We start from the raw sequence: 18,490 nt of genomic DNA, 5'->3' as shown, positions 1-18,490 counted from the left end.
ATGACCATCGACATGGCATCCGCTTAGCGCATTGCGCTTGGCGTGTGCCTGATGTCACGTAATGCGTGCTTGCCGATATATTCCCTTTTTAGACAGTTAGGATGCGCACGCCTTCAACGCAGGCATGCGCCACCGAATGAACCTCGGGACGCAACTGCGACACTGAGAGCACTGTGCTGCATGGTGCGCCACGTGCAGGCAGTTTCGTTCTGGCGTCAGGGGAAACACATATGACCTTCCGTTCCAATCGGCCGATAGCGATCGGCCGCGCCGTTGCTGCGCTCTGCGTTTGTGCATTGGCTCCTGCCACTCACGCCGCCGCGTTGCTGCCGCCGTCGATTTCGGCAACCAGCGATCGCAGCATCGACACGCTGATGCCACCGCTACTGCGGACGCCTGCCACGGCAAGCGTCGCACCCGCCCAGCGCGATGCGCTACGCGCGTCGCTATCGGTGTCGCGGGCATTTCCGCAGGTCACGCGCGAGTTCAAGCAGTTTCTCCAGGCACAGGCCCAGATCAGCTACGCCACCCGCGATGCCACGGCCAAGGTCGCCGACCAGACCGCATTTGCCGAAATGCAGCGCTATCTGTTCAATCGCTATAACGGGCTGACGGTGTTGCGTAGCGTGCGTCAGGGGCAGACCGTATTCGATTGCATCCCGCGCGAACAACAACCGGGACTTCGCGACGGCAGCGCCATCGCCACACCGCCACCGATAACAGCGCCGGCGGCAAACGCCGCTGCTTTACCTGCACGCAACGTCTCACAGCGGTGCGATGCGGGCAGCGTTCCATTGAAACGTATCGGCATCGCCGAGCTTGCCGAACACCGCGATCTACGCGCTTTTCTGAAAGCAGGGCTGCCTCCGCGCAGTGGACCGCAAGCGGTTACCGCGCCACCCGTGTACAGCAATCACTTTCATGCACAGGTCGCATTGGACGTCGACACCTCGTCGGTCACAGGGGCAGGCGCAGACCTCAATCTCTGGGCACCAACGATTCGCAATACCGACGAAACGCAATCGATCAGCCAGATCTGGATCGTAGGCACCAGCGCACAAGGCAAGGACCAGACGCTTGAAGCCGGCTGGCAAGTGCAACCAGGCGCCGGCTGGGGTAGCAAGCCAATCGTTTTCATTTACTCCACCCAGGACGGTTACGCGACCACCGGCTGCCACAATCTGGACTGTGCCGACTTCGTGCAGATCAGCGATGCCAACGTGCTCGGTGTCGTACCTAGTAACGGCTACAGCACGGCTGGCGGCACGCAGACGATGATGCGTGTGGAATTTCAGCGCAATGAAGATGGCTACTGGTGGTTTGGCTATAACAACGAATGGATCGGCTACTACAAGGCCGAGCTGTACTCCGGCGATCTTGCCAACGGCAGAGTGGCCTACATCAATGCAGGAGGCGAAACGTCCAACAACAACGGCAAACCTCTCACTATGATGGGTAGCGGCAAGTTCGCCGCATCCGGTTACCGCCAGGCGGCTTTCCAGGCCAATCACTTTTATCGGGATGCGGCGATGGTCAACCATCCGATAAAACAACTGTATGCGATCGGGCTGCAGAATCCGAGCTGTTACACCTTAGCCATTGCCGGTTACACGTATCCGTATGCACTGGGCGCTGGCGTTACCCGCACCACCTTGTCGCCGGAAATGCAGAACGGCGGCTTTTACTTCGGCGGGCCGGGCTGCCCACGCTGAGTTGAGTAGGGTCTATCGCGCGTACCGTTTCGGTGCGCGCGATTTCGGTGCGCACGATCGCTTACGGCAAGTCCACGCCTGCACACACGGGCGGGCGCGCATCCTTGATTTGCCGCACGCCGTTGGCATCGAACTGCAATGCCGCATGCTTGGGCGCGAACGCAGGCCAGGCCGGCAATCCCTTGGCGTTGGGATTGCCACGCTGCACGAAAGCGGCCCAATAACGCTGCAAACTCACCGGCGGCTGTCCGATCGGCAGATCATTGAACAGGAATGGCAGCTCGGCGCTATGGGTCACCTTACCGCCCGGTGCGGCGGTATCGAACACGTAATGCCACACCGGCACGCCAAGCGCGGCCTGCTGCTGTGCGACGGTCACTGCCGGGCAACGGAAGGTGAGATCGGTGGACAGCTGCATCGCCGCATCGCCTTGACGCGCGGCACGCTGCGCCGCGTATGCACGCTGCACTTGCAGCACTGCATCAGCCTGCGCGGGATAGTCGCGACGCAGACGCGCCTGCGCGCCCTGCTTGCCGCCATATTCCAGCTCCTGCACCACGTAGCCGATCAACAGCGGCACCTTGGCCTGAGCACCTTCGGCCAGTAACGCGGTAGGCGCACGTGGCAGCACGCGTCCGTCGACAACCGCCTGCAACCAGATGTAGCCATCGTCGTCCAGGGCCGGCACGTCGACACCCTGCGCGGCCTTGATCACCTGCTCCACCGGCAGCGCACGCAGCTGTGCCAGACGCGTTGCAGCATCATCGATGCCTGCACGCTTGGCGATATTCACACCCAACGTGCGGTTCTCTTCCAGCGAGCGCGCTGGCAAGCCGAAACCGGCGGTGCCGCTCTGCTCGATCGCTGCCGAAAACAGGCCACGTGCCAGCGGGCTGAGCATCAGCAGGCCCACGTCCTGACCACCGGCCGACTGCCCGGCGATGGTGACCCGCGCAGGATCGCCACCGAACTGCGCGATGTTGTCGCGCACCCACTGCAGCGCGGCGATCTGATCGAGCAAGGCGTAGTTGCCGGCGGCCTGGTTGTCGCCATCGCGCAGTTCCGGCAGCGACAGAAAACCGAGTGCGCCAAGCCGGTATTGCAGCGTCACCACCAGCATGTTCTGTGCGACCAGATTGGTCGGCAGATGACCATCCGCGCCGCCAGCCACATTGGCGCCGCCGTGAATCCACACGAACACCGGCAGCGTCTTGGCCGGCTGCAACTTCGGCGTCTGCACTTCGACATACAGGCAATCTTCGGTGCCGCGCTTGGCCATGGCGTTGTTCCAGCCCAGCGCGGGCTGCACGCACGGCGTGGCCGCCTGGGTGGCATCGCGCACGTCCGACCATGCCGCAGCCGGCTGCGGTGGCCGCCAGCGCAATGCGCCCAATGGCGGGGCAGCGAAGGGAATCGCGCGGAACACCGCGCTGCCGTCGTCCTGCCACTGCCCGCGCACCATGCCGTGATCGGTACGCACCTCCGGGGCGGCAGCCGTGGTGGTGGGAGCTGCCGCAACACTGCTGGCGCTCAGCACCCCGCCAATGGCGAGCAACCAGGCAGACGCACGCATCAGGACTGCCCGCTAAGCACGCGGGCGCGCCAGGCGGCCTGGAACACCGCCGTGGCCGAGGCCACGTTGAGGCTTTCGACCTTGCCACTGCCGCGAATCGACAACTGCAGGTCGCAGTCGCGTGCGAACTGGCGGTCCATGCCTTCGCTTTCTGCGCCCATCACATAGACCAGCCGCTGCGGCAAAGCTGCGGCGAACACGTCTTCACCACCGTCCGCCAGCGTGGCGGCCACTGCGAATCCGGCCTGACGCAGTTGCGCCATTGCCAATGCAGTGTCGGGCAGTTGCACCAGCGGCACCGCTTCGGCACCACCTTCGGCCACGCGTGCCGCCGCACCGGACAAGCCCAGCGTGGAGCCGGCCGGCAGCAGCAAACCGGCCACACCGAAGTGCGCGGACGAGCGCAAAATCGCGCCGAAGTTATGCGGGTTGCCCACGCCGTCCAGCCACAGCGCCAGCACCGGCCCGGCCGGCAAGGCGGCCAGCCAGTCCTGCAACGGCTGCGGGGTGACGCGCAGCACCTCGGCCACCACGCCTTCGTGGTGGGTACTGGCGGCCAGCTTGCTGAGATCGGCGTCCTCGACCACGCGGTAGCCGATGCGCTGGGCAACGCACCAGGCCAGCAGCGCCTTGAACTGCGGAATGCGCGCCTCGCTCAGATACAGCTTGCGCAACGCCTCCGGCCGCGCCTTGAACACCGCCTGCACCGCATTGATGCCGTACAGCCGCACTTCGCGCGCGTTGCCGCCAGAGGTTGAAGAAGCAGCGGGCGTGGCCGAGGGCGTGTACTGCGCAGGCGCCTGCGGTGCGGGTGGCCGCGCTGCAGGTGCACGCGGCGCGGCGCGGCCCCAAGGGTTATGCGCGCCGCCGGAGGTGCCGCCATCGCGCGGCGGGCGTGAGCCCCGTCCATCATGCTGTGTCATCGTCGTATCCAGTCGTTCGTGTTTCTTGCAGTGCGGAACAGGCCGTTCTCGACCGTTCCGCGATTGCTGTATCGGTCATCCTGCAGCGCCACCAGGGCCGCTGCCGCAGGAACAGTGACGACGATGGTAAGCCACTGGCGCGATGGGCCGTGTACGGCGGTTGGGATGAAGCCGATTTCCAAAGCCTTGCCTGCCTGCCGGGACCGACTTCTGGCGCGCAGGATCGGCGTGCCTCCATTTGGAAGGCTTCGCCATCGGTGTGTGTATACGGGTGCGGAAACGCTCGCTCAAGCCGCGCAGCACCAGCGGGTCATCGCGTGCCGCAACAAGACATCCAGGTCGTCCTGGCGCCAACGGCGCAGCACGACGCCGGCTCCGTGCTGCGTCGGTGAATCGTCCAATGCTCCGCCCCTATGTGCGCAGCATCGACACTGCCGATACTGCGCACCCGGGCCGCACGCTGCAACTCAGCGCTTGGCGGTTTGCGCCTGCTTCAGTGCAGCGCACAGGCGGATGGTTTCGCCGGTCTGGGCGAGGCCGCGGTCGGCGCCGCTGAGCTTGGCCAGGCGCGGTTTGAAGAACGCATCCAGGCGATCGGCGTCTTCCACGCTGCAGCTGCCGGTTGCGCCCATTCCCGGCAAGCCGCCGCCGTCGAACGAGCCGCTGCGCTGCACGATGCGATCGAAGTTGGCGGTGAACCATGCCCACATCGAATCGTGCGAGGCCTCATAACTGTGCCCGCGCGACAGCAAGCCCTTCATCTCGCCGACCTTGATCGCATCGGTGAGCGCGAAGTCGCGCGCCTGCTTGAGCAATGCCGGGTCCTGCAGCGTGCCCAGTGCGGTGATCATCGCATTGCGCTGCGCGGGGTCGGCATGCGTGCGCAATGCGTCGATCAACGCCTGCACGGCGGGCGCACCACGTTCCTGTGCGGTCACCGCCAGCACGGTGCCGAGCAGATCCGGATTGGCCTTGGAGAAGTCCAGTGCGCCGTTGCCGCCAGCCAGCACCGCATCGCCTTGCGCGAGCATCGCCTTGCGCACTTGCGCGTTCTGCAGCCGCAGCGCGAACAGGCCGGCCAGCGACGCGCGCAGCGTGGTGTCGTCGATCGATTCGCCGCTGCGCCGCGTGTAACCCAACTGCTGCAGACGCGGCAAATACGCCTGTTCGGCCGCCTTGCGCAAAGCGCCGCGCTGCGCCTCGGTGGTGGCCTGGTAACGCCAGATCCACACGAAGCGATCCAGCAGCGCGGTCGAGACATCGGCCGATGCGGACGGCGCCAACTGCTTGATCGCCGCCAGCACCGCATCGCTGTCGATATCGCCGTGGCGGTAGGCCGCATCGATCGCATCGGCGTAGGCGAGCTGTTCGTTTTCGTCGAGCTGGCCGATCTGCTTGCCGAGCGCTGCCAGCTGTTTCTTCGGCAGGCTGAATCGGTAATAGCCGGCGCCGCGCGCGTTCGGGAACACCCAGGTATTTTTCCCCGCGCCTTCCAGCACGATGCTGCCGCTGCCGTCTTCGAGCATCTGGCAGGCGGTGCCGACCTGGTTCTTGCCCTTGCCGTATTTCACGCACACCGGCACGCCCCATTGCTGCGCGGTGGAGCCGGTGGAGCCCAGCGGCAGGTAGCGCTGCTGCTGCAGTTTGACCACTGTCTTGCCGCCTTCGCGCGCAACCTGGGTCTGCAGATACGGCACGCCCGGCTGATTGAGGAAGCTGCGGAACGCGGCCTTGAAATCCTCACCCTTGCCGGCGGCCTCGGCGATCGCATCGACCAGATCGTCGGCAGTGGCGCTGCCGAATTTGTGCTTGGCGATATAGGCGCGCATGCCTTCGCGGAACACGTCTTCACCAACGAAGGCTTCGAACATCGCCAGTACCGCCGCACCCTTCTGGTAGGTGATGCCGTCGAAGGCGGTTTCGATATCGCCGTTGCCGGTGATCGGCTGGCGGATCTTGCGCGCGCTGACCAGGCTGTCGTTGTCCATCGCGTGCTGTGCGCCGGTGATGCGGTCCAGATTGGCGCGGTATTCCGGATGCAGCTGCATGGTGATCTTCTGCTGCATCCAGGTGGCAAACGCTTCGTTCAACCACAGGTCGTCCCACCATTCCATGGTGACGGCGTCGCCGGTCCACTGGTGAGCCAGCTCATGCGCATTGGTGTTGAAGGAGCGCTGCACGTTCTCGGCCGGCGAGTCCTTGTCCAGCAACAGCAGCCAGTCGCGGAAGGTGACGAACCCAGGGTTTTCCATTGCACCGGCGCTGAAGTCCGGGGCGGCGACCAGATCGAGCTTGTCGAACGGATAGCCGAAGGCGTAATAGTCCTCCAGCGCGGCGATGATCGCCGGGGTCTGGTCCAGCGCCGGGGTGATGCGCGGGCCCTGGCCCTTGGCGGCGATGCCGCGCAGCGGGGTCGGGTTGGGCCGCTGCGGGGTGGCCGGCATGGCCGGCACGTCCACCACATCCCATGGGCCGGCGGCGTAGGCGACCAGATAGGTCGGCAGCGGCACGGTCGGGGCAAAGGTCACCGTCTTCCAGCCCTTGCCGGCCGGCTTGGTCGAGGTGGCGATGGTGTTGGCCAGCGCCTGGTCGTCGGTGGGCACGGTCAGGCTGAGGTCGAACGGAGTCTTGAATGCGGGTTCGTCGAAACCGGGGAACGCGTAGCGCGCGCTGATCGGCTCCATCTGCGTCATCGCATAGGCCTGGCCCTGGTACTTCACCTGATACAGACCCTGCAGCTGCTGATTGAGCGGCGCGCTGTAGACGATGTCCACGGTGAGCGTCTGCGGCTGCAGCGTGCGGCCGAAATCCAGGCGCACCACACCGGCCTGCGCATCGGCTTCGACATAGCGTGCGGTCAGTGCCTTGCCCTTGACCGGCTTGACCGTGACCTTGCTGACCTTCAGTTCCTTGCCGTGCAGCCAGAGGTGATCGGAAGCCTGCTTGAGCTGCACGCGGATGCTGGTGCGGCCGCTGAACTCGCTCTGGTCCGGATCGATCTTGAACGACAGGCTGTAGCGCTCGGGCACCGCCCAGGTCGGCAGGCGGCCATTGGGCACCGGCTCGCCGGAGGACTGCGCCAGCGCGGTGCCGCAGCACAGCGCAAGAAGGGAGGGAGCAAGCAGGCAGGCAAGACGACGCATTGGCGATTCCGGGCAGGGTAACCGCGGAAGTCGACCACAGCCGGGCATGACTGTCATGTGACCTTCGTCATTGCGTGGGTTGGGACAGGCCACTCTTTAGACTCGCCAAAGCGCCGGCACAGCTCCGCATCCGTCGTACACACCGCTCTGGCAATGCGGCTTTGTCAGTGCCAAGTTGCTGGCCGGCGACCGATCTGCGGGTCAGGCGCTACGCAGCGCCGGCCTGCTCGCCACCGCCGCCGACACGGTGATGACCGGCCAACGCGCCACGCAGCTTCTTGGCCAGGACAACCCGCTCGCCGCGCAATCGGAGCTGGCGCATTTTGCCGGCCGCAACGTCGGCGGCTGGGCCGGCGGTACCGCCGCTGCCTACGCGCTGGGGAGCTCGGGCGCCGGGCCGATGGTGCTGATCGCAGCCGATGCGTATTTCTTGAGTACCGCTGGCGAGAAGGCCGCAGCGTTGCTCGACAACCGCGCCATCTACACCCAGACCGATCGCGAGGGCACGCAGTGGTCGTTCAACGGCATCGCCTGGGCGCGCGAGGGCAAGGCTGACACCACCAACGACGGGGTAGACAACCCCACCTCCACCCCCATCGTCGCCAGCTACGAGAAGGCACGCGAACTCAATTACCAGGCCACCAACGCCGCTGCAGCGCTCGCCCTCAAAGATCCGCCCACGCCGCAGGATCCGTATCGCCAGCCGGCCAATGCCACTGACCGCCCCAGCCTGAGCAGCGCCGACTGGCGACGCGATGCAGCGGACGGCCAGTGGCATCGGCTGGTCAAGGCCGATGTGTCGGGCGCCAATGATCACGGCAGTTACGTGCAGGAGACCGCCCTGCCGCACCGCAAAGCCGAACTGGACGCGCAGGCGCAGGAGGTGATCGCCCGCAACATCGCCAATAGCACCGGCGCCATCGCCGCGCGCTACGAATTGGCGCACCACCGCAGCGGCTGGGCGGCCGATGGCCTGCCGAAGTCGCCGGCCGTGCAGCAGGCGCTGCCCGATTCGGATGCGTTGACCGCCTCAAACGGCCAGCGTTATTACCGTGGCGCAGTTTGCTACGCTTGATCGCAATAGTGTCTTGGAGCAAAAAGTGTCTATCCAGAATAAACCCAAAAAAGGTGAGTTCTATCTCCTTAGGTCCGACATGCGTGGCGGCGGTCGCGGGCATGGCGTGGAATTCGAGAACGAAGATGCAGTGCCGTTCCCCATTGCCTACAGCCGGCCAGGGGAGGACTCGGGACTAGCCGCATTAAAGGAGACCCCGCGCCTGCGCTACGACAGCCGCATCGGCGATATGCCCAATGACATGCACAGTGGATTCAAGCGGTACTGGCTCGTTTCCGAACCGCTGAAGCTGATCCTTGAAGCTGCGGACCCGGAGGGCTTTGCTTTTGCGCTATGCGATTTCCGCTTGGAAGATGGTACGCCAGGAGCACCGCACTATCTTTGCGAGGTAGTGCGGATTATTGACGCCATCGACGAAGAGGCATCCAGGGTCAAAGTGTTGACCGGATACCGTAATGGCAAGCACTACAGTGTTGCTGGTGGCGCCGACTTTGCATTCAGGAAAGACGTGATCGGGGCCGCGCATGTCTTCAAGACACCTTATACATCAGATGCCTTTTGCGATCAATTCTTGCGCGACACCTTGATTGCGCAGGGATTTGGCAAATCGCCCAGGACGCGCGGCGTCTGGCTGATAGATACTTTCGGTTGCTGAGCGATGAATCTTTGAGCGCTTGATGGAGTGAAAGCAGATGCCGGCCAGTAACGTCATCCTTGAGAGTCATCATGTCATTGAAAACATTGTCTTTCGAGACCATGACTTGCTCAAGAAATTGCTTGAACATGACTTGATCGACAAGGATGTATCGACCAATCGCCTGTATCTTCCGGTAGAGGGCAAGCTGGCCGACGAAATCGAAGCTTCCCCACATAGAGGACGCACGCGCAGCTCCTACACAAAAGCAATAATCGGCTATCTTGACGATCTGATTGAGTCCCCAGATGGCGAAGCCGCCATGAGCGATGACGCTGCAGCATTGAAGCGAGTCTCTGCCCAAGTCCACGACCTGCAAGACACCATCAAAATCGCCCTGATCAATGGCGATATGTTCGCAACGACCCCGGATCACTTGACCAAGGCCGAAACCAACGCGCAAAACCGCAGAACGCTCTCCGAGTACGAGCAATACCGCGCCGCCCACGCCGACCAGTTGAAGACGCTGCGCTCCATGAGCAATGTCGAAGCCGAATGGGCCGCCATCACCCACTCCGAGCAGCGGATCGCAAAAGTAATCGATGACGCACGCACGACGGGCAAAAATCTGGTCGCTGTCCCGAATGAACGCGATGCCGTCATCCGCGAGATCGTCGGCAGAGAAGAATTTCGTATGGCCATCGCGCATGCCGAAGATGCCGGGCGTGTGAGGTTATCCGAGTCAAATGCGGCGTTGGTCCAGCAGGTATTGGATGACACGCCGACAACCATCGGCGGTGGTGCGCGCAGTATTCGCCAAGGCGCAAGCGCCGCACCTCATGCGTCGTATAGACCGCTGTCGCAGCGCGGCTTTATCACTGCCGAATTGCTGGCCGGCGACCTATCCGCAGGCCAGGCACTGCGCACTGCCGGCCTGCTCGCCACCGCCGCCGACACGGTGATGACCGGCCAACGCGCCACGCAGCTTCTTGGCCAGGACAACCCGCTCGCCGCACAGTCCGAGTTGGCTCACTTCGCCGGCCGCAACGTCGGCGGCTGGGCCGGCGGTACCGCTGCTGCCTACGCGCTGGGCACCTCTGGCGCCGGGCCGATGGTGCTGATCGCGGCCGATGCGTATTTCTTGAGTGCCGCTGGCGAGAAAGCCGCTGCGTTGCTCGACAACCGCGCCATCTATACCCAGACCGATCGCGAGGGCACCCAGTGGTCGTTCAATGGCACCGCCTGGACACGCGAGGGCAAGGCCGACACCACCAACGACGGGGTAGACAACCCCACCTCCACCCCCATCGTCGCCAGCTACGAGAAGGCACGCGAACTCAATTACCAGGCCACCAACGCCGCTGCCGCGTTGGCCTTGAAGGATGCGCCCGCTCCGCAGGATCCGTATCGCCAGCCGGCCAATGCCACTGACCGTCCCAGCCTGAGCAGCGCCGACTGGCGACGCGATGCAGCGGACGGTCAGTGGCATCGGCTGGTCAAGGCCGAGATCTCTGGCGCCAATGATCGCGGCAGTTACGTGCAGGAAACTGCCTTGCCGCCCCGCACAGCCGAACTGGACGCGCAAGCGCAGGATGTCATCGCCCGCAACATCGCCAACAGTCCCGGTGCAATTGCTGCGCGTTACGAACTGGCGCACTACCGCAGCGGGTGGGAAGCCGATGGCCTGCCGATGTCGCCAGCAGTGCAGCAGGTGTTGCCCGATCCGGATGCGTTGACTGCCTCCAACGGCCAGCGCTACTACCGCAATATCGATGATCAGTGGACCACCAACGGCGCCGCGCCCGATGGCAACCGCGTGCTGGAACTGGAGACGACGCGCGCGATGCTGCAGCCTGCGCTTGCGGAGCAGGCCCAGGCGATTGCCACCATCCAGCAATCGCCACCGTCGGCGCAGGAGTTGCAGCGCGAGCAGACGCTCTACCGCTATCGCATCGTCGGCACGGAGTTGCAGCCGCAGTGGCGCGAAGCGATCGAACTGGCGACTCAACGCACGCGTGCGACCGAGGGACTCATTGGCGATAGCGCAATGCAGTTGCAGCGCGGGCCGGGCGGTCAGTTTGGCGCCGATAGCCCCATCGCGCATCTGCAGCGCGATGCTAATGGCGTGGAGCGCATCGTGGCGGTTACCAGCAGCGAAGACATCCGCCAGGCGTTGCAGGAGGTACGGGCGGGGCAACAACCGCCGCCGGTCTTGCCCGACCGGCCAGCAGGTCCGCTCGCCGCCACAGCGAGTGCGGCGAACGGTTCGGATGGATCGACCGACGGCACTACGTCGAGTAGCAACGCATCGTCCAACCCGCAGCAGGTGCTGGACATCCAGGCGCGCATGCAGGCGTCTGTCGCGGCGCAGGCGCGGCAAGAACGCGAACAGCAAGATCGTCTCTCGCAAGAGCAGCACGCCGCGCAGGTGCGCGAGCACATCCAGCAGGCACCGTCGGAACACGAAGACCGCACACAGAGTGAGCACGCATTCCAGGCGCACACCGTACTGGAAGGTCAGCGCCAAGTGAAGCAGCAACGCGAACAGGAAGAACGCCAGCAACAGCAGCGCCAGGCACAGACCAGCCAGCAACGCGAGCTGCAGGAGCGCGAGGAAAGCGACGTCCAGCAACGTCAGGCGCAAGAACGCCGAGCTGAGGACAACCAGCAGCGGGAGCAACAAGACCGCCAGGCTCAAGAAGCCAGGCAAATTGAGGTCCAGGAAGGTCAGGTTCAGCAAGCCCAGCAGCAAGACCAACGTCGGCAAGCCCTCCAGCAACCGGACACTCAGTCACATGCTCAAGCTGCCGCACTGGCTCAACAAACGACGCGTGCTCAGTCGCGGCAGGAAGACGCACGCCAGCAGCCCGAGTCGCAGAACCAGCAAGCACGCAAACATCTGGCTCCTTACACACATGACCCACTGAACCAAATGCCTGGTCCAGGTGATACGAAGCCGCGTCAGGCACAAGACGCCGAACTCACGCTGGAAGTGCAGCCGGTGGAGAATCGCGACGCCGCGCGCCTTCAAGTGACTTCATCCGAGACTCCGGAATCTCGCAGCCACACTCCGCACAGCGCAGGGGCCACTGCAGTGCCGTCAGTGCTGGACTACAGCGCTCAGGCGTTCCAAACTGAGATTGAGCAAGCATCGGTCCACCAGCAGGACGTGGCGCATCAGCAGGAGGCAGAGCCGGTTCGTCTCATGGACCAAACAACGCCTGCGACAGCAGATCCGTTGATTGCATCGCTTTCCACAGCGTCTACCACGCCTGAGCGAGAAGCCGAAGCAGAACTGCCTCGTCCTTCAAACGTCTTGCTCGCTGATCATGGTGTGCCGGTGCTGCCCCCAGAACACCTCGCGCAAGCACGTGAGCAGTTATTGGCAAGCAGTGCCGACACCCGCGTGCCCGCCGTGCCCGCCGTGCCAGCGGACTTAGAAAACCAACAAACGCAATCGACCCCGGCGCAGGACCGCAGCGCCGCAGACCCGGGTGGCGCACTGTTCCTGGAAGAAACCATGCGCTCGTTGCGCCAACTGCAACAGGAGATTGAGCTGGCAGATCGGGAAGACGAACGCTTCCACCAGGAATGGAAGGAGTATCGCGAGCGAGGAGAACCCTATCCCTTCGCTCGCGACGGCGCGCGAGACCAGGAGAGTGGAAGCATTGATGCATTCAGCGCACACGAACAAATCCACCGCTCTCCTAGTGAAGCTATTGAGCAAACCGATGCCTTCCCAACTCTAGTTCAGCGCTTCGCCGGTCCAGGAGGAGGCGATGCCCCAAATGATTCGTCGAAAGCTGAGCGGAAATCCATCACCGGCGACCCGGACGTGGACGAGGTGCTCTACGCGCTCGATAGCAAGAACGAGCTGGCGATTGAGCAGGCGCTGAATCGGGTGGCCAACAGCGCAGCAACCCAGGCGCTGATCAAAAGAGGCAACGACTTTCTTGAGGCGCAGGCCCAGCAGGAGGCTCAGGAGCATGTCGCCACTCGCCAGGCGCTGGGAATGGATGTCGCAGCGGAGATCAACACCAGCCGCGGGCCGGTGATGGTGATGACCTTGCCAGAGTTTGCCAAGGGGCCGATGCAGAACGGTCCCCAAGGGGACGGCGGTGGAGGTGGAGACGGCGGTGGGGGCGGTGGAGGAGGCGGTGGTGGTGGGGGCGGCGGTTAGTCAAAATCGTTTCCGTGACCAGCCGAGATTAGGAGACCTCATGGACAGGCAAGACGCTGCCGCAATGGCGGAAATGATGGCGACATTGAATGCATCGAATGCGTCCTTGCAGGAGACCATCAAGGTGCTGACCACGCTGATGTCATCGATGCAACAGCGCGAACAAAACCTGCGCGATCTCATCGCCGAACAACTCCATGTACTGCAAAACGCAGTGGGCAGCGCCGACCAAAAGGTCAATCGGGTGCTGGAGAACGCACTGCCGAGACTGACGCAGCTGACCAATCAAGCGTTGACGCAGACGCTGGAGCCAGCCGCCAAGCGGTTCAACAAAGAGATGGCCCATGCGGACGAGACACTGCAGCAAGCCACTCGACGTTACGCGCAGGCCCAGCAATCCTTGGAAACACGGCTCACGCGTCGCATGGGCATCGCGTCCGCCACGATGCTCATGGCAGGCATCCTGGGCCTGGGGGCGGTTGCTTACTCGGTGGGCATCATCAACGAGAAGCGAGCCGAACTCGCACAGCTTCGCGCATCCATCGACTACATGGATCGCGTGTCGCGTGCCGACCTGGCTCCCTGTGGCGAAGGCCGGCTCTGCGCCACCTTCGAGAAAAACGGGCCGCGTTATGGCAACCAGAGGCAATACAGAGCGATCAATGTGCGCACGCTGCCTGCTGGGAAATGATGCCCCTTGGTCGCATTGATCTTAGCGCCCGTTCAAAGGGAGGCTCTGGTAGTTGAGCCCAGCGGTTGCGGTTATGGGCGATGAGAGGAAAAGACGGAAGGCACTTTTGGCGCCGGCATCGCTTACGCGTGCCCACCCACCGACGGCGTCTGCGCCTCCAGGGTCTCCAGCTCGCGTGCCACCGCTTCGGGCGACTTGGTGAATGGCGCGATCAAACTGTAGAACGCCGGCACCACATATAGCGACAACAGCGTGGACAGCGACACGCCGAAGATCACCACCACGCCGATGGTGGCGCGGCTAGCCGAGCCGGGGCCGCCGGCCACCACCAGCGGAATTGCGCCGACCACGGTGGCGATCGAGGTCATCAGGATCGGGCGCAAACGCACCGATGCCGATTCCACGATCGCCTCGTGCACGCTGCGGCCTTCGTCGCGCAGCTGATTGGCGAACTCCACGATCAGGATGCCGTTCTTGGCCGCCAGGCCCACCAGCATCACAATGCCGATCTGACTGAACAAATTGAGCGTGCCACCGGTGAGCCACAAACCGACCAATGCACCCAGCACCGCCAGCGGCACGGTGAGCATGATCACCAGCGGATGGGCGAAGCTTTCAAACTGCGCGGCCAGCACCAGATACACCACCAGCAAGGCCATACCGAAGGTCAGCAATACCGCGCTGCCGGATTGCTGGTACTCGCGCGATTCGCCCTTCCAGTCCACTTGCGCGTACTCGGGCAATTCCTCGCGTGCGGTCTGCTGCGCCCAGGCGATCGCATCGCCGAGCGGGTAGCCCGGTGCCAGACCGGCGCTGATGGTGATCGCACGCAGGCGATTGAAGCGGTTCAAGGTGCCGGCTTCGGCCACTTCGCTCAAGCTCACCAGGTTGGACAACGGAATCAGTTCGCCACGGATCGAACGCACGCGGATCGCGGTGAGGTCTTCCGGCGCCATGCGGCCTTCGCGGCCGGCCTGCAGCATCACGTCGTATTCCTCGCCGTTTTCGACGAACGTCGTCACGCGGCGCGAGCCCATCATCGCTTCCAGCGCCCCACCGATCGCCGTCACCGGCACGCCCAGATCGGCCGCGCGCAGACGGTCGATATTGACGCGCATCTGCGGGCGGGTTTCCTTGTAGTCGGAGTCGGGACCGACCAACCCGGGATTGGCTTCCATGCGCTGCAGGATGCGATCGCGCCACTGCGCGATCTCGGCATAATCCGGCCCGCCCAGCACCAGCTGGAACGGCTGCCCGCGGCTGCGCACCAACCCACCGCTCACCTGCGTGCGCGCACGCACGCCACTGAGCACGTTGAGTTTCTGCTGCAGTTCGTCGGCCACTTCGGTGGTGGGGCGCGTGCGTTTTTCCCAATCCTGCAGGAACACGCTGACCCGGCCGGTGTGCATTTCCTCGCTGCTACCGAATCCGCCGGGCACGCGCGGGTTGGCACGCACGATCGGTTTGTCCGGGCCCACGTAGGGGCCAAGAATCGCTTCGACCTGATGCATCTGCCCCACGGTGTAATCGAAGCCGGCGCCTTCGGGCCCATCGATCATGATCTGGAAATTGCCACGGTCTTCGGCCGGTGCCAGCTCGGAGGGAATGCGGCTCATCAGCCACGCGCTGGCGCCCAGCGCCAGCAGCATCAGCAGCGCGAAGATCCAGGTGCGATGCACATGCCGCTCCAGCGAGCGCCCATACGCGCCGGACACCGCCTGCATGCGGCCATCGAACCAGCGATGGAAGCGATTGGGTTTGGCCTGCCCGTGCGAGCGCAACAATTTGGACGACATCATCGGCGTCAGCGTCAACGCCACGAACGCCGAGATCGCCACCGCCGCCGCCAACGCCACCGCAAGCTCGCGGAACAGGCGCCCGGTATTGCCTTCCAGAAAGCCCACCGGCAAAAATACCGCCACCAGCACCGCAGTGGTGGCGATCACCGCAAACGCCACCTGCCCGGTACCGCGCTTGGCGGCCACCAGCGGCGGCTCGCCCAGGTCGATACGGCGCTGGATGTTTTCCACCACCACGATGGCATCGTCCACCACCAGGCCGATACACAGCACCAGCGCCAACAAGGTCAGCAGATTGATCGAAAAATCGAACGCGTATAGCGCGATGAAGGCGGCGATCAGACACACCGGCACCGTCACAGCCGGAATCAAGGCCGCACGTGCGCTGCCCAGAAACACCCAGATCACCACCAGCACCAGCACCACCGCTTCGATCAGCGTGTGATAGACGCGCTCCACCGCCGCATCGATGAAGGTTGTGGTGTCGAAGGCCACGAAGATGTTGGTGCCCTGCGGCAGCGACTTCTGCACTTCCTCGGCCTGCGCGCGTGCTTCACGTGCCACGTCCAGCGCGTTGGCGGTGGAGTTGCGCACGATGCCCAGGCCCACATTGGGCACGCCGTTGCTCTGGAAGTAGGCGCGGCGCTCGGCCGAGGTCAGCTCGACCTTGGCCACATCGCCCAACCGCACCACATAGCCGCCCTCGCCTTTACTCAATGGCAACTTTGCGAAGTCTTCGGGCTTGAGATAACTGCGCTCCACGCGCAAGGTGAAATCGCGCTGCGCCGATTCGATGCTGCCGGCCGGCAGTTCCACGTTCTCGTTCTGCAGCGCCGCTTCCACATCGGCCACGGTCAGTTCGCGCGCGGCCAGTTGGTCGCGATCCAGCCAGATGCGCATCGCATAGCGCTGGCGTCCGCCGATCCGCACCTGCGCCACGCCGTCCAGGCTGGAGAAGCGGTCCACCACATAGCGCTCGGCGTAGTCGGACAGCTGCAGCGTGTCCATCGTACTGGAGCTCATGTTGAGCCACAGGATGGGGTCGGCGTCGGCTTCGACCTTGGAAATTTCCGGCGGGCGCGCCTGGTCCGGCATGCGATCGGACACGCGGCTGACTGCATCGCGCACATCGTTGGCGGCCGCTTCCACATCGCGCGACTGCACGAACTCGATGCTGATGTCCGAGGAGCCATTGCGGCTGCGCGCCTCGATGGTCTCGATGCCTTCGATACCGGCGAGCGCATCTTCCAGCACCTGGGTGATGCGGCTTTCCACCACCGCCGCCGAAGCGCCGGTGTATTCCACATCCACCGAGACGATGGGCGGGTCGATCGCCGGCAACTCGCGCAGCGTGAGCCGGGTGAACGACATCACCCCCAGCACGATCAGCAACAGGCTCATCACCACCGCCATCACCGGGCGGGTAATGGACAGATCGGAGAGTTTCATCGCGCTGCCTGCGTGGGCGCCACTGCAGATGTCGATGCAGGCACGGGTGCGGCCTGATCGACCACCTTCAAGCCTGGACGCAGCTTGCCGGTGCCATCCACCACGATGCGCTCACCGGCCTTGACCCCGTCGAGAATTTCCACCTTGCCGTCGCGGCGCTCGCCCAGGCGCACGTCGGCGCGCTCCACGCTGCTGTCGGGCTTGACCCGGAATACATAGGACTCGCGCCCCACCTGCACCACCGCAATCTCCGGGATCACCACCGCCTGCCGCGCCGGCTGGAACAGGCGCACATCCAGCAACATGCCCGGGCGCAGGCGACGGTCGCCGTTGGGGAAATCCGCCCGCACCGTCACCGCGCGGGTGGTCTCGTCGATGCGCGAATCGATCGCTGCCACCACGCCTTCGAACTGCTCGCCCGGATACGCCGCCGCGGTGCCATTGACGGTATTGCCGAGCTGCACCAGGCCGAACTGCGACTCCGGCACCTGAAAGTCCACGTACATGCGCTCCACATCGTCCAGCGTGGCGATCACCGTGCTGGAGGTGATCAACGAGCCCGGGCTGATCTGGCGGATGCCGAGCACGCCGGAGAACGGCGCACGCACCTCGCGGTCGGTGATCTCCGCGCGCATCTGCTGCACGCGCGCCTGTGCCGCATCGCGCAGCGCGCGTTGCGTATCGACAGTGGACTTGGCCACCAACTGCTGGCCAACCAGACTCAACTGGCGCCGGTACAGCTGATCGGTTTCCTCGAAGGTGGCCTGGGCAGCGGTCAGCGCCGCCTGTTGCGAATTGCCGCGCAGGCGCAGCAGCAACTGCCCGGCCTTGACCTCGTCGCCGCTATCGAAGTTGACCTGCTCCACCACATCGCTCACCGCGGCGGTCAGCGCCACCGATTCGCGCGCACGCACGGTGGCGATCGACTGCACGGTCGAGTTCCAGGGCTGGGTGGTCACCGCCTGCACAGAGACCGGAATGGGTTTGGCAACGGCGGGCGCTGCAGCCTGGCGGCTGCAACCGGCCAACGCAGCGGCCAAGAAGAGCGCGGCGCAAAAGCGCGCGCTTGGCAGAACAAGCATCAGAACATCCTGGCGAGGTACGTCGAAAGTTTAACGACCTAGCCGCCAGGGTGTTGACAGAAAGGCGTGCTTTGCACCATGACCAAAGACCCTTGCTGTCGTCGGCGCGATGCGCTGGCCAGCGCAGCCACCAACACGGCGGCGTGGCTGCCGGACGGGCGCGGCCACCGCTCGGCCGCTGCATGTACGCATTCATGCATTGCGGCGTCGCGTTGCCCACACCCACCTG

The 18,490-nt window shown here is 64.2% G+C and carries 9 protein-coding genes and 2 pseudogenes; 5 read left to right on the top strand and 6 right to left on the bottom strand.

Annotated features, from left to right (window positions below; translation table 11 throughout):
• Nucleotides 1-296 precede the first annotated feature (296 nt).
• On the top strand, nt 297-1,712 hold the full coding sequence (locus tag ABS769_RS00600; protein ID WP_317059829.1) for a neprosin family prolyl endopeptidase: 1,416 nt from the start codon (nt 297-299) through the stop codon (nt 1,710-1,712).
• 61 nt (nt 1,713-1,773) lie between these two features.
• On the opposite strand, the gene ABS769_RS00595 is transcribed toward ABS769_RS00600, so the two are convergent.
• From ABS769_RS00595 to ABS769_RS00580, 4 genes and pseudogenes are all read right to left on the bottom strand, one after another.
• Entirely contained in the window at nt 1,774-3,285 is a 1,512-nt protein-coding gene (locus ABS769_RS00595) for a carboxylesterase/lipase family protein (protein ID WP_430544109.1), read from the bottom strand.
• Entirely contained in the window at nt 3,285-4,208 is a 924-nt protein-coding gene (locus ABS769_RS00590) for a TrmH family RNA methyltransferase (protein WP_317059828.1), read from the bottom strand. Before ABS769_RS00590 ends, ABS769_RS00595 begins: the two co-directional genes overlap by 1 nt.
• 241 nt (nt 4,209-4,449) lie before the next feature.
• Nucleotides 4,450-4,609, bottom strand: a pseudogene (locus ABS769_RS00585) (GNAT family N-acetyltransferase); the annotation flags it as partial.
• Between the two features lie 66 nt (nt 4,610-4,675).
• A complete protein-coding gene (locus ABS769_RS00580; protein ID WP_317059826.1) occupies nt 4,676-7,351 on the bottom strand; it encodes a M1 family metallopeptidase in 2,676 nt (891 codons plus the stop codon).
• Nucleotides 7,352-7,454: 103 nt separating this feature from the next.
• On the opposite strand from ABS769_RS00580, the pseudogene ABS769_RS00575 reads away from it, so the two are divergent.
• The 4 genes and pseudogenes from ABS769_RS00575 to ABS769_RS00560 form a co-directional block, all read left to right on the top strand.
• Nucleotides 7,455-8,405, top strand: a pseudogene (locus tag ABS769_RS00575) (hypothetical protein); the annotation flags it as partial.
• A 46-nt stretch (nt 8,406-8,451) separates the two neighbouring features.
• Nucleotides 8,452-9,081: an imm11 family protein gene (locus ABS769_RS00570; protein ID WP_317059824.1), complete on the top strand. Its 630-nt coding sequence runs from the start codon at nt 8,452-8,454 to the stop codon at nt 9,079-9,081.
• 514 nt (nt 9,082-9,595) lie between these two features.
• Nucleotides 9,596-13,240 carry a hypothetical protein gene (locus ABS769_RS00565; RefSeq protein WP_430544114.1) on the top strand — a complete coding sequence of 1,215 codons (3,645 nt, stop codon included), beginning with the start codon at nt 9,596-9,598 and terminating at the stop codon, nt 13,238-13,240.
• Between the two features lie 40 nt (nt 13,241-13,280).
• Entirely contained in the window at nt 13,281-13,931 is a 651-nt protein-coding gene (locus ABS769_RS00560; protein ID WP_317059823.1) for a hypothetical protein, read from the top strand.
• A 122-nt stretch (nt 13,932-14,053) separates the two neighbouring features.
• On the opposite strand, the gene ABS769_RS00555 is transcribed toward ABS769_RS00560, so the two are convergent.
• Nucleotides 14,054-17,179, bottom strand: coding sequence for an efflux RND transporter permease subunit (locus tag ABS769_RS00555; protein ID WP_317059822.1), 3,126 nt, complete (start codon nt 17,177-17,179; stop codon nt 14,054-14,056).
• Nucleotides 17,176-18,261: an efflux RND transporter periplasmic adaptor subunit gene (locus ABS769_RS00550; protein WP_317059821.1), complete on the bottom strand. Its 1,086-nt coding sequence runs from the start codon at nt 18,259-18,261 to the stop codon at nt 17,176-17,178. The genes ABS769_RS00555 and ABS769_RS00550 overlap by 4 nt, the downstream gene beginning before the upstream one ends.
• Nucleotides 18,262-18,490: the final 229 nt, after the last annotated feature.

It is taken from the genome of Xanthomonas hortorum (assembly GCF_040279205.1).
GTDB classification, from domain to species: Bacteria; Pseudomonadota; Gammaproteobacteria; order Xanthomonadales; family Xanthomonadaceae; genus Xanthomonas; species Xanthomonas hortorum_F.
The sequence above is the reverse complement of the archived record's forward strand: the minus strand, read 5'-3'. Positions and strand labels throughout refer to the sequence as shown.